At 77.0% G+C, this 12893-nt stretch carries 7 protein-coding genes; 2 read left to right on the top strand and 5 right to left on the bottom strand.

All coding sequences use genetic code 11. The features are described 5' to 3' along the window. Positions 1 to 156: 156 nt before the first annotated feature. Entirely contained in the window at positions 157 to 3144 is a 2988-nt protein-coding gene (locus tag ACIP4P_RS03995; protein WP_400914502.1) for a BTAD domain-containing putative transcriptional regulator, read from the top strand. Here ACIP4P_RS03995 and ACIP4P_RS03990 read toward each other — a convergent pair. From ACIP4P_RS03990 to ACIP4P_RS03970, 5 genes are all read right to left on the bottom strand, one after another. Then, on the bottom strand, positions 3084 to 3671 hold the full coding sequence (locus tag ACIP4P_RS03990; protein ID WP_400914501.1) for a sigma-70 family RNA polymerase sigma factor: 588 nt from the start codon (positions 3669 to 3671) through the stop codon (positions 3084 to 3086). The genes ACIP4P_RS03995 and ACIP4P_RS03990 overlap by 61 nt on opposite strands. 218 nt (positions 3672 to 3889) lie before the next feature. Further along, positions 3890 to 4294, bottom strand: coding sequence for a hypothetical protein (locus ACIP4P_RS03985; protein ID WP_400914499.1), 405 nt, complete (start codon positions 4292 to 4294; stop codon positions 3890 to 3892). 188 nt (positions 4295 to 4482) lie between these two features. Beyond that, positions 4483 to 5739, bottom strand: coding sequence for a S8 family serine peptidase (locus tag ACIP4P_RS03980; protein ID WP_400914497.1), 1257 nt, complete (start codon positions 5737 to 5739; stop codon positions 4483 to 4485). Beyond that, positions 5736 to 9101 carry a right-handed parallel beta-helix repeat-containing protein gene (locus ACIP4P_RS03975; protein WP_400914495.1) on the bottom strand — a complete coding sequence of 1122 codons (3366 nt, stop codon included), beginning with the start codon at positions 9099 to 9101 and terminating at the stop codon, positions 5736 to 5738. Before ACIP4P_RS03975 ends, ACIP4P_RS03980 begins: the two co-directional genes overlap by 4 nt. 46 nt (positions 9102 to 9147) lie before the next feature. Next, positions 9148 to 10680, bottom strand: coding sequence for a hypothetical protein (locus tag ACIP4P_RS03970; protein WP_400914492.1), 1533 nt, complete (start codon positions 10678 to 10680; stop codon positions 9148 to 9150). Positions 10681 to 10895: 215 nt separating this feature from the next. Between ACIP4P_RS03970 and ACIP4P_RS03965 the strand changes: the two genes are divergently transcribed. Then, positions 10896 to 12869 (top strand): hypothetical protein, encoded by a 1974-nt coding sequence (locus ACIP4P_RS03965; RefSeq protein WP_400914489.1) that lies wholly within the window; start codon positions 10896 to 10898, stop codon positions 12867 to 12869. Positions 12870 to 12893: the final 24 nt, after the last annotated feature.

Below are 12893 nucleotides of genomic sequence, written 5' to 3'. Positions count from 1 at the left end.
GAGTTCACCTTGTGATTACCATGTCCACGGCATCTCCGCCGCTTCGACCGTGCTCACCCGCGGTCGATCGACGCGCGTAGACTCACATCCTGGACCAGATGGTTGAATAGCCCGGCCCGGCAGTTCCGCCGGTCGCCGCAGACACGGGGGGAGCGCATGCGCATTCGGCTGCTCGGGCCCGCCGAGCTGAGCACCGCGGACGGCCGCAGCGTGCCGATCACCGGGGCCAAGCGCCGCGCGGTCCTGGCCCTGCTGGGCCTGGAGTTCGGCCGGTGCGTGCGCATCGAGCGGTTCTACGACCTGATGTGGGCCGAGGAACCACCGGCCCAGGCCAGGGCCGCGCTCCAGGGGCACATCGCCGCCCTGCGCAAACTGCTGCACGGCACCGGACTCACCCTGCACACCCAGGCCCCGGGCTACCTCCTCGACGGCGACCGCGAGGCCGTCGACCTCCACCGGCTCACCGCCCTCACCACCCGCGCCGCCGCCGAACCCGACGACACCGCCGCGGCCGCCCTGCTCGGCGAGGCACTCGACCTGTGGGAGGGCCCCGCCCTCGCCGACCTGCCCGACACCGAGCAGCGCCGCACCCTCGCCAACCGGCTGGACGGCGTCCGCGAACAGGTGCTGCACGACCGGGCGGAACGGCTGCTGCGCACCGGCCACGGCGCCGCCGCCCTCCCGGCCCTCGAACAGCACCTGCACACCGGCTGGCTCCAGGAGCCGACCGTCGCCCTGTTGGTGCGCTGCCTGCACCAGGCCGGCCGCCCGGCCGAGGCGCTGCGGCTCTACCACGGCACCCGCGCCGCGCTCGCGGCCGAACTGGGCCTGCACCCGGGCCCCGCGCTCCAGGCCGCGCTGTCCACCGTGCTGGCCGACGCACCGGCCGCGGCCGACACCGCCACCCCGCCGTGGACCGTGACCGACCACGGCACACCGACGCCCGCCGCAGCAGCCGCCCCGGCCGCACCCGCCCCGACCGCGTCCGGCCGCACCGCCCCCGCCGAACCGACCCGGCCGGACCCGCCGACGCCCACCCCGCCGCCCCTCCCCCACCCGGCCGTCCCCGCACCGCGCCCCACCACCGCGCCGCTCCCCCGCCGCACCGCCGGCTTCGTCGGCCGCGCCGCCGAGCTGCGCTGGCTCGACCACGCCTGCGGCCCCGAGCGCCCCGACCACGCGCTGGCCGTCGTGGTCGGCGCGGCCGGCGCCGGCAAGACCGCGACCGTGGTCCGCTGGGCCCACACCGCCGCCGGCGGCTTCCGGGACGGCACCCTCCACTGCGACCTGCGCGGCTTCGACCCGGCCCACCCCAGCGCACCCGCCGAGGTGCTCGCCCACTTCCTGCGCGCCCTCGGACTGGCCGAGGCCGAGATCCCCGAGGACCACGCCCGGCGCGGCGCCCTCTACCGCACGCTCACCGCCGAGCGCGAGCTGCTGGTGCTGCTCGACAACGCCCGCAGCGCCGAGGACGTCACCGAACTGCTGCCCGCCGGGCCGCGCTGCGCCACCGTGGTGACCAGCCGGCACACCTTGGAGGACCTGATCGTCACCGAGGGCGCCGCCCTGCTGCGCCTGGAGGCGCTGCCCGAGGCGGACGCCCTCGCGCTGCTCGCCCAGGTGCTCGGCGAGGACCGGCTGGCCGCCGAACCCGCCGCCGCCCTGCGGCTGGCCGGACTGTGCGACCACCTGCCGCTCGCCCTGCGGATCGCCGCCGCCCGGCTGGCCGCCCAGCCCTCCTGGACCGTCGCCGACCTGGTGGCCGAGGCCGAGGACGACCGCACCCGGCTGCCCGCCCTGGACGCCCAGGGCGGTGTGAGCGTGCGCTCCGCCCTCAACCTCACGCTGCGCCGGCTGTCGCCGACCGCCGCCCGGCTGGTCCCGCTGCTGGCGGTGCACCCCGGCCCGGAGATCGACGTGCCGGCCGCCACCGCACTGCTGGAGGCCCCGCCCGCCGAGGTCCGCGGCGCGCTCGGCGCGCTGGCCGCCCACCACCTGCTCACCGAGACCACCCCCGGCCGCTACGGCCGGCACGACCTGATCCGGCTCTACAGCCGGGAGTTGCTCGACGGCGACCGGCCCGCCCGGCGGCACGCGGCGCTCACCCGGCTGCTGGACTACTACCTGGCCGCCGCGATGGCGGGCGCCGGCCGACTCCAGCCGCACCTCACCGAGTTCGAGCAGCCGGTGGAATTTCCGCCCCCCGTCCTGCCCGAACTCCCGGACGTGCGGACGGCCCTGGACTGGTTCCGGATAGAGGAGCCGACCGTCCGGGCGCTGGTCGCGGCCGGCACCGAGGCCGGCGAGCACGACCGCGCCTGGCAACTCGCCTTCCTCGCCAACTGCCTCTACTTCGGGGCCGGCCGGCTCACCGACCGGCTCGACTGCCTGCGGCACGGCCTCACCGCCGCCACCCGAACCGGCGACCCGGTCCCGATCGCCCTGGTGGAGGCGGCCACCGCGCGGGCGCTCAGCGGCAAGCGGCACCCGGTCGAGGCCCTCGCCCTGGCCCGCCGCGCCGCCGACCGCACCACCGAGCACTACGGGCCGGCCCAGGTCTACACCATGGCGGTGCTGGCGGTCGCCCTCGCCGACCACGGCGAACTCGCCGAGGGGCTGCGGCTCTCCGACGCCACCCTGCGCCGGCTGGACGTCCTCGGCCTGCACGAGCACGGCGCGGCCGTGCTGAGCAACGCCGCCACGCTGGCCGCCCAGGCCGGCGACGGCACGACCGCGCTGCGGCACGCCCGCGAGGCCCGCCGCCTGCTCGCCGCGCACCCGCACGCCACCTTCCACCTGTTCGCGCTCGCCGACGAGGCGTACGCCCTCCAACTCCTCGGCCGGACCGCCGAGTCCGAGCAGGGCTGGCTGGAGGCGGCGGACCGCTGCCGGGCCAGCGGGGCGCTGCACCTGGAGGCCGCGGTCGAACAGCACTACGCGGACTTCCTGCTGGCCACCGACCGACCCCCGGAGGCGGCCGAACGCCTGCGCCGGGCACGGGAGTTCTACCGGCGTTCGGGCGACACCCGGAGCGCCGCCGAGCTCGGGGCGCGGATCGCGGTGATCGAGTGCGAGGCCGGGGATCAGACCGCGACGCCGATCCCCCGCGCCTCCAGGATCGGCCGCAGCGCCCGTACGGCGTAGAAGCTGCGGGACTTCACCGTCCCCACCGCCACGCCCAGCACCTGCGCCGCCTCGACCATCGACCGGCCCCGCAGGTGCAGCTCCACCAGCACCTCGCGGTGGTGCGGCTGGAGCTCGGCCAGCGCGATCTCCAAGTCCCGGGCGGCGAGCGCCTGGTCGTACGCGTCATGGGTGGCGGGGCGCTCGTCGGGGGCCTCGTCGGCCACCTCCTGGACCCGCGCGGAGGCCATCCGGTAGTGGTCGATCGCGATCCGGCGGGCCACCGTGAACAGCCACGGGCGGCTCTGTTCGAGGCCCCGCTCGATGGCGGCCGGGTTCTGCCAGGCCCGCAGCAGGGTCTCCTGGAGAATGTCCTCGGCCTTGCCGCGGTCACCGCTGGTGACTCTCAGCAGGGCCCGCATCAGGTACGGGCCGTGCAGGCGGTACAGCTCCGCCAGGGTGTCCTGGTCCAGGGTCGCACGGCCCCGCGCGGGCTGGTCGGTGCCCTGCGGGGCGCCTTCGGGGGAAGCGGCGGCTTCCACGGCCACGGCTCTGTCCTTCGCTCCGGTACTACGGCGTCGGCGAGGAGCGGCGGGGTTCTGTTCGGTGTCGGTCCCCGGGGCCTCGCCCTGACGGGATCACCGTTCCAGCCGCCGCCAAATTCCGCCCAACGATCGACCAACGACCTCCGCGCCCCTCACGTTGGCGGACTTTGGCGGACCTTCGAGGCACCCCGGCCCGCGTTGGCGGACCCCGGCCGCCGACGTCAGCGACGGGCCGCCAGCGCCGCGGTGAGCCGCTGCACACCCGCCTCCCCGAAGCGCCGGACCAGCACCGCCACCCAACCGCCGAGTTCGGCCCGCTCGCGCTCGCTCCAGCCGGCCGCGGACGGGTGCTCGTCGACCACCAGGCCCCGGGCGAGCAGCAGTTCCGCGGCGGTCGGTACCGGCCACGGCCGCCCGGCCAGGCCCTGCACGGCCAGTCTTCGAGCCACCGCCAGCACCTCCCGCACGGACGCCGGCGGCACGCTCCAGCCGCTCGGCGCCGCCGCGTCCGCAGCGCAGTCCGGGGCGTCCTCCCACCCGGGCTCCTGGGCCAGCCAGGAGCCGATCAGCCGCCGCGCCGTCTCCTCGTCGCCCCGCCCCGCCACCGTGACCGTCGTCCTCGCCATCGGATCCCGCCTCATCCGTCCGCCCGGCCCGTGGACCAGGGCCGTTCCGTTCGTCCTGTCGTGTAGTTGAACGGATAACTTGCTTCCGGATGTTCAGCACTTCGTGACGTGATGGCCGATCCGACGTCGCCGATCGGGCGGACGACGGTGGACGGCGTACCGGGCGCCTCCGCCCGCGCCCGGGGCCCTCAGCCGCGCGAGCCGCCGGAGCCGCGCACCGCCGGCCCCGACGGGCCGGTCGCGGCCGTCCGCCGAGGGCCGAGCCGGGCGGCCAGCCCGCCGAGGCCGATCAGCAGCACCAGGCCCGCGCTGCCGCCCGCCACCGCCAGGGCGCGCCGGTGCCCCGAACCGTCCGGGCCCGGCGGGATCACCAGCGGCGCGGCCGCCGCCGGGGCGGGCGCCGCGGTGGGCCAGGAGGCGGTCACGGCCGCCACCGGATCCACCTCGCCGTAGCCGACCGAGGGGTCCGGCATCCGGGTGCCCGGATGGTAGGCGGTGGCCTCCAGCCGACGGGTGAGCTGCTCCGGGGTGAGTTCCGGGCGTTGGGCGAGGACCAGGGCGGCCGCACCGGCCACGTAGGCGGTGGCGCAGCCGGGGCCGGAGGCCGTGAACACGCCGCCGCCGGGGCCGGGTCCGGTCACCGCCTGGCCGGGCGCGGAGAGGTCCACCCGCCCGTCCGGGACGCCCCCGGCGGCGGCGCCGCCCGCGCCGGCGGCGGAGACGGCGAGCACCCCCGGGTAGGAGGCGGGGAACACCGGCGCGCCGCCGGTCCCCCGGGTGTCCGGGCCGACCGGGGCGACCAGCAGCGCGCCGCGCGCCGCCGCGTACCCGACCGCCGCGGAGAGCGCGTCGCTCGGCCCGGGGACGGGCACCACGACCGCGATCACCCGCGCGCCCCGGTCGACGGCCGCGCGGATCCCGGCCCCCAGCAGGTCCGGGGTGGTGGACCCGGCGTCGTCGGTGACCGCCACCGCCAGCACCCGGGCGTCGGGGGCCAGCCCGGCCGGGGCGCCGTCGGTGCCGCGCCCGGCCACCAGCCCGGCCGCGAAGGTGCCGTAGCCCACGCAGTCGCGGCCGGCGTCGCCGGAGCCGTACAGCCGGGGCCCGAGCTGCAACCGCCCGGCCAGGGCCGGCGCCCCGGCGTCCACGCCGGAGCCGATCACCGCGACCGTCACGCCCGCCCCCCGGCTCACCGGCCAGGCGCCCTCGGGGCGCAGCTCCGCCCGGGCCCACCCGGCGCCGTCGGCGGGCCGGTCCGAGGGCTGCAGACAGCCGTTCTTCTGCACGTCCGGCCGGGCCTGGGTCACCTCCGGCGGAGCCGTCGACCCCCCGGACGCCGTCGGCGTCGGCGCGGCCCCCGCCACCGGGGCGACGCCCGCGGCCAGCACCCCCGCCGTCAGCGCCCCGGCCACCACGGTCCCGGCCGCGCGCCGCAGCCCGCTCACACCGCGCTGCCCGACCGTGCCGGGGCGACGTCCTGGGGCAGGAGCAGGCTGAGGTCGGCCAGGTCGGAGACGTCCAGGCGGCTGAGCCGGCCGGCCTGCCGGGTGATCATGCCCTCCAGGGTCTGCCGGGCGGTGCGGCCGTTGCCGAAGGTGCGGTCGCGCGGCATCGCGGTGAAGGCCGCGGTGAGGGCGTCGACGGTGTCCGGCGTCAGGACGTAGCCGGCCTTCTCGGCGTGCAGCCCGACGATGGTGACGAGTTCCTCGTCGGTGTAGTGCCCGAACTCGATCCGCCGGGAGAAGCGGGAGGCCAGGCCCGGGTTGGAGGCGAGGAAGCCGTCCATCTCGTCCTCGTAGCCGGCCACGATCACCACCACCTCGTCGCGGTGGTCCTCCATCAGCTTCATCAGGGTGTCCACCGCCTCCTGGCCGAAGTCGTTGCCGGCGCCGCCGCGCGGGGTGAGGGTGTACGCCTCGTCGACGAACAGCACACCGCCGCGGGCCCGTTCGAAGGCCTCCTTGGTGAGCTGGGCGGTGTGGCCGACGTAGCGGCCGACCAGGTCGGCGCGGGCGGTCTCGACCAGCTGGCCGGTGGGCAGCACGCCGAGTTCGGCGAGCAGCCGCCCGTAGAGCCGGGCGACGGTGGTCTTGCCGGTGCCGGGCGGCCCGGCGAAGACCAGGTGGTGGCTGATCGCGGCGGTCGGCAGGCCGGCCTCCTCGCGGCGGCGGACCTGGGTGATCAGGTTGACCAGGTCCTCGACCTGTTCCTTGGCGGCCGGGAGGCCGACCATCGCCCGCAGTTCGGCGAGGATCTCGGTGCTGTCGACGGCCCGGGCAGGGGCGGCGTCCACCATCCCGGTGTCGGCCGCGACCAGCACCGCGAGGTCCTCGTCGGCGATCTCGGGCTGGGTGGCGAGCCGGGTGGCCTGCCGGTCGACCATCTCCTCGAAGACCTTGCGGGCCGCCCGCCCGTTGCCGAAGTCCGGCCCCTTCGGCATCCGTTCGAAGAGCGTGGTGAGCGCTTCCCGGGTGCCGTCGGCGAGTTCGTAGCCGTGCCCGGAGGCCGCCGTCCCGACGATGGTGACCAGCTCGTCCACCGCGTAGTTGGCGAACTCGACGGTCCGGCTGAACCGGGAGGCCAGACCGGGGTTGGAGGCCAGGAAGTCGGTCATCTCGGCGGAGTAGCCGGCCACGATCACCACCACGTCGTCGCGGTGGTCCTCCATCAGCTTGACCAGGGTGTCGATCGCCTCCCGGCCGAAGTCCGGCCCGGTGCCGCCGGATCCGGCCGACAGGGTGTACGCCTCGTCGATGAACAGCACCCCGCCGAGCGCCTCGTTGAACACCTCGGTGGTCTTCAGCGCGGTGCCGCCGACGATCGCGGCGACCAGGTCGGCCCGGGCGACCTCGGTCAGGTGCCCGCTGCGCAGCACCCCGAGTTCGGCCAGGATCGAGCCGTAGAGCCGGGCGACGGTGGTCTTGCCGGTGCCGGGCGGCCCGGCGAAGATCAGGTGCCGGCTCATCGGAAGGGCCGGCATCCCGGCGAGTTCGCGCCGCCGGGCCAGCCGGTTGAGGTTGACCAGGGTGGCGACCTGTTCCTTCACGGCGGCGAGGCCGACCAGCGCCTCCAGCACCTCCAGCGGGCCGCGCGGCACGGCGGCCGGGGCCGGCCCGGCCTGCTCCGCCTCGGCGGGCCCACCCGGCTCCCCCGCCACCACCTCGGCCGCGGCCGGGCGCGGCGACCCGGCGTCGGCGCTCGCCGAGCCGTGGGCGTCGGGGTAGCCGTTCTCCCGGCTCTGCAGGTTCTCCACCGACAGCCGGGTGCTGGGGGTGGTCTGGCGCAGGCCGGAGCCGCGGTTGCCGGTGACGGTGCAGTCGGTGGCCCGGACGGCGTCGGTGGAGTCGACCCGGATGCCGTCCGCCGCGTTGTCCAGCGCCTCCAGCCGGCCGAGCACGGCGCGGGCGCCGACGCCGATCCGGACGCCGTGCCGGCCGTTGGCCCGGGCCCGGACCCGGGTGCAGGTCAGTTCGCCGCCCTCCTCGACGGCGAGGCCGTCCCCGGTGGAGTCGGCCACCTCGCAGTCCCGCAGGGTGGCCACGCCGCTCGCGCCGACCCGGACGCCGTCGCCCTCGGCGCCGCGCACGGTGGTGCCGCCGACGAAGGTGTTGGCGCCGTCCTCGATCAGCACGCCGACGCGGCCGGCCGCCAGCACGGTGGAGTCCTCCAGCCGGCCGCGGCCGTCCCGGACGGCCTCGACGCCGTTGCCGCGCGCGGAGGTGACGGTGATCCGGCGCAGCAGCGGGTTGGCGCCGTCGCCGATCCGCACCCCGGCGCCGCCGGCGTCGACGACCTCCAGCCGGACCAGTTCGGCGGCGCTCTCCCCGCCGAGGTCGACGCCGGTGTCCCCGCAGTCGCGCACCGCGAGCCCGGTCAGCACCGGTCCGGCGAAGTCGTCGACGTGCACGCCGACCGTCTCGGCGCCGCTGACCTCGCAGTCCTCGAAGGTGCCGCGGGATCGTCCGGTGACGTGGATGCCGTGGCCGCGGGTGCGCACCGCGCGGCAGCGGCGCAGCAGCGGGTCGGTGCCGTTGCCGAGCACGAAGCCGTGACCGGTGGTGGCGGTGACGGTGCAGTCCTCCAGCTCGACCCGGGCGGCGGAGCTGAGGTAGAAGCCGAGGACGGTGTCGCGGACGGCGGTGCGCAGCACGCGGGTGGTGCTGTGCTCCTCCAGGGCGACGGCCGGCTTGTCGGTGGTGGAGATCTCGCAGTCCTCGATGGTGCCGCGGGCCTCGCCGTTGGCGCAGACGCCGTTGCCGCGGGCGTCGCGCATGACGCAGTTGCGCACCACGGGGTTGGCGTTCTCGCCGATCACCAGCGCGGAGGTGCCGAGGTGTTCGATGACGGTGTCCTCGATGACGCTGGCGCCGGTCGAGGTCTCGACGATCCCGGCGCCGGCCGAGTTGACGATCCGACAGCCGCGCATGGCCAGGGCGCCCTGCTGGCGGGTGAGCACGGCGGTCCAGGAGTTGCCGACCACCTCGCAGTCCTGCAGCGCGGCCTGGCCGCGCGGGACGTCGACGGCGGGCAGCTCGTCGTCCTGGCCGTGCAGCACCAGGCCGGTGAGCTGGACGGCCTCGGCCACCACCTGGACCACGCAGCCGCGGCGCGGGCTGATCCGGACGGTGCCGCGGACGTCCTCGGCGGCGATGGTGACCATCTTGGTGATCACCAGGTTCTCCTCGTACCGCCCGGGGCGGACCGAGATCACCGCCCCGGGGCGGGCGGCCTCCAGGGCCTCGCCGATCGTGCGGTAGGTGCCGCCGGCCCCCTGCTCCTGGCACACCGTCAGCACATGGCGCGACATGGCTCGCCTTCCCTTTCGTCTGCTTGCTTCGTGCGCTGCGGGCGGATCATCCGGAGCAGTCGACCTTCACGGTGGAGGCGGCCAGTCGGGAGCCCGCGGTGCCGCCCCAGTCGATGCCCCGGGTGTGCAGCGTGACACTGATCCGGCTGCCGCTGACCTGGTACGTCCCGGCGCCGACCCAGTCGCCGCGGTTCTGCGGCTGGTTGACGGTGAACGAGCCGGCCGACCCGCCGCCGTTCTGGACGGTGTAGTAGGCGGGAGCGCCGCCGACCGCCTTGAGGTCGCCGCTGTTCGGGATGTACACCGAGATCCGGCAGCTGCCGGAGGCGACCGGACCGGTGGAGAAGGTCCAGGTCACCGAGTTGCCGTCGTCCTTGTTGCGGTCGCCGGACATCGGCACCGAGGTGTAGGCGCCGCCGCAGCCGGTGCCGCCGTCGTCGTTGGTGACCCAGTCCCGGGAGCCGGCCGAGCGGCCGTTCTCGCTGTAGCCGGTGCCGGCGCCGGCGCAGCCCGGGCCGGCCAGGGCGCTGTAGCGCGGGGCGGCGGGCGGCTGTTGGGGCTGCTGTTGCGGCTGCTGCGGCGCCGGGGCCGGCTGGGCCGGGGGCTGCGCCGCGGGGGCCTGCGGGGCACCGCCGCCGGACCCGCCGCCCGACCCGCCGCCGGTTCCGCCGGCGGGTCGGGCGGCCGTGCCGGGCGCGGCGTGGGCGGCGGGGGCCGGGCCGGCGGCCTGGGCCAGCGGCGCACCGGCGACCACCGCGGCGCCGGGTGCGGCCGCCTGGTCGGGCGCACCGGGAGCGGGCGCACCGGCGACGGGCGTGCCGGGGGCCGGGGTCGCGGCCGGGTCGGTGGGCGTGCCGCTGGGGGTCGCCGGGCCGGGGGTGGCGGAGGCGGTGGCCGGGGTCCCGGTCGGGCTGCCGGGGGCGTCGGGCGCCGGGGCGGGGGTGTCCGGGCGGCTGGTGCCGGTGCCGCCGAGCGGTTCGACGGCGTCGGTGCCGACCTCGCCGTGGCCCATCACCAGCGGCAGGCCCATCAGGACGACGCCGACCGCGGCGGCCGCGACGGCGGGGCGGGGGACGCGGCGACGGCCGGAGCGCTCCTCGGCGGGCTGGGGCGCTCCGGGCTCGTCGGTCCCGCTGGTGCCGGACCCGGTGGCGGCCGGGCCGGCGGCTGAGGGGGCGACCGAGGCGAGGTGCCTCGCCGCCCGGGCGGGGGCCTGGGTGAGGGCGCGCTTGAGCGCGCCCAGCCGGGCGGCGCCGGGGCCGCCGGGCCGGCCGGGCGCGGCCGGCTCGGGGTCCGGGCCGGCGGCGGGCTGCGGCCCGGACCCCGGTTCCGGCGTCGGCTCGGGCACGGCGGCAGGCGCGGCAGGCGCGACGGCTGCGACGGCCACGACGGCCGCGGCAGGAGCAGCCGGGGCAACGGCGGCAGCAGGGGCGACCGGAGCAACGGGCGCGGCAGGCGCGGCGGCCGCCTCGGCGGAGCCGCTCGGCCCCTCCGTCCCCTCCTCGTCCATCCCCCAGGCCAGCACCGGCAGCTGGTACCCCGTCGATGCGCCGCCGTTCTCGTCCTGGCTCGTGCCCACCACAGCTACCCGGCTCCCGTCGTCCCGATGTCCCGTATCGGGAGACCCGGCGCCGTGCCGCCGAAGTCTCCGCCACGGAGCACGGACGGACGGGCGGGTCCGGTTCACCGTCGCGGCGGAAATTTCCGCACGGAACCCACGGCGGACTGAACCGCCCGGCGGGGGCGGGGCGTTCACCCTGTCGACCTGTTCCAGGCCCCGACCGAGGAGAGTCCATGTCCCATGCCCGTGCCGGCCGGCGCGCCGCACTGCGCGCCGCCGTCGCCGTCTCCGCCCTGGCCGGACTGGCCGTCGGCTGGGCGGCCCCGGCCGCCCTCGCCGCCGGTCCGCACCCGACCCCCGGCAAGTCCGCGCCCGACGCGCCGGACGCGCCGGCCGGAAGCGGGACGGACTGGCTGCACGTCGCCGACGGCCGGCTGGTCTACGGCCACGACTCCCAGGGCAACCGCATCCCGGACTTCTCCTACGCCGGGTACCGCAACGGCGCCCAGCCGGTCCCGACCGCCAAGGCCGTAGTGACCCTGGACCCGGCCGGCAGCGGTGACGACGCGGACCGCATCCAGGCGGCGCTGGACAAGGTCGCCGCGATGCCCCAGGGGTCGGACGGGCTCCGGGGTGCGGTGCAGCTGTCGGCCGGCACCTTCCGGGTCGGCAAGCCGCTGCGGATCAAGGCCTCCGGCGTGGTGCTGCGCGGTGCGGGCAGCGGGGGCAACGGCACCAAGCTGATCGCCTCGGGCGAGCCGCGGCCGCTGGTCGAACTGGCCGGCGAGGGCGCGCCGCAGAAGACCGGCGCCGACCACGCCGTCACCGACGACTACGTCCCGGTGGGCGCGACCACGCTGACCCTGGACTCGACCGCGGGCCTCAAGGTCGGCCAGCAGATCGTGGTGCAGCGCCCCCAGGAGGACGCCTGGATCAAGGCGATCGGCATGGACCACATCCCGCCCCGCCCGGACGGCACCCCGTCCAAGCCGTGGACCCCGAACGACGGCCAGCAGTTCCAGCGCACCGTCACCGCGATCGACGGCAACAAGGTGACCGTCGACATCCCGCTGACCAACGCCCTGGAGAAGCAGTACACCCACGCCAAGGTGTGGGCGTACGACTTCCCCGGCCGGATCTCCCAGGTCGGGGTGGAGGGCTTCAGCGCCGACGGCTCGGCCTTCACCTCCGCGCCCGGCTACGACGAGCACGGCTACTTCGCCAGCCGCTTCGTGGACTTCGCCGCCGTGCAGGACGCCTGGGCCCGTGACATCGCCGCCGACACGTTCGGCGCGGGCATCGGCTCGATCGGCGCCACCGCCTCCCGGGTCACCATCAGCGACACCAGCGCGACCGGCATGGAGAAGGCCGTCCCGCAGCGCTCGCCGTTCGCCCAGCCCGGCGCGTACAGCATCGACGGCCAGCAGAGCCTGGTCGTCAACTGCAAGGTGAGCGGCAGCAATGTGCACGCCTGGCTGACCGGCGCCCGGGTGGCCGGGCCCAACGTGTTCTCGCACTGCACCTCGGACAACACCGGCGGGTTCCGCCTGGACGCCGGCCCGCACCAGCGCTGGGCCACCGGCACGCTGTACGACGACATCACGATGCTGCACTCGCGCGGCCCGAGCGACGACCTCGCGCTGACCAACCGGGCCAACGCGGGCTCCGGCCAGGGCTGGGCCGGTGCCAACCAGGTGATGTGGAACGCCAACGTCGGCTACTACGGCGTGGAGAACCCGCCCACCGCGCACAACTGGGCGTTCGGCACCCGCGGCACCCCGGTCGAGGGCCGCCAGACCGGGGAGACGGTGTCCACCGGCACCCCGGTGCAGCCGGAGAGCCTGTACGCCCAGCAGCTCGCCGAGCGCGGCGGCAAGGCCCCCGCCCCGTCCCCGACGCCGACCCCGACCGGCGGCCCGACCGCCACCCCGACCGGCACCCCGGTGCCGAAGCCGAGCAGCACCGGCACGGCGACCGCCGCGCCGAGCGCCACCACGGCCGCGCCGACCGGCACCGCCACCGGCACGCCCTCGGCGAGCCGCAGCACCACGGCGGCGGCCGCGGCCGGGTCCTCGGGCGACAGCCTGGCCTCGACCGGCTCGGAGGGCCTGTCCACGATGCTGACCGCCGCGGGCGGCGCCCTGGTGGTGGGCGGGGTGGCGCTCGGCCTGGCCCGGGAGCGGCGGCGCGGCCGGCACACCGGCTGACCGCGGGACACGGGAACGGCCCCG

Origin of the sequence: Kitasatospora sp. NPDC089509 (genome assembly GCF_044749365.1) — a bacterium.
Classification (GTDB): Bacteria; Actinomycetota; Actinomycetes; order Streptomycetales; family Streptomycetaceae; genus Kitasatospora.
Note: the sequence above shows the minus strand (reverse complement) of the source record. Positions and strands in the feature narration are given on the sequence as shown.

Bases quoted from the DNA above. Each gene is read 5' to 3' on its own strand.
- ACIP4P_RS03995 (WP_400914502.1), top strand. From the start codon at position 157: ATGCGCATTCGGCTGCTCGGGCCCGCCGAGCTGAGCACCGCGGACGGC.
- ACIP4P_RS03985 (WP_400914499.1), bottom strand. From the start codon at position 4,294: ATGGCGAGGACGACGGTCACGGTGGCGGGGCGGGGCGACGAGGAGACG.
- ACIP4P_RS03975 (WP_400914495.1), bottom strand. From the start codon at position 9,101: ATGTCGCGCCATGTGCTGACGGTGTGCCAGGAGCAGGGGGCCGGCGGC.
- ACIP4P_RS03965 (WP_400914489.1), top strand. From the start codon at position 10,896: ATGTCCCATGCCCGTGCCGGCCGGCGCGCCGCACTGCGCGCCGCCGTC.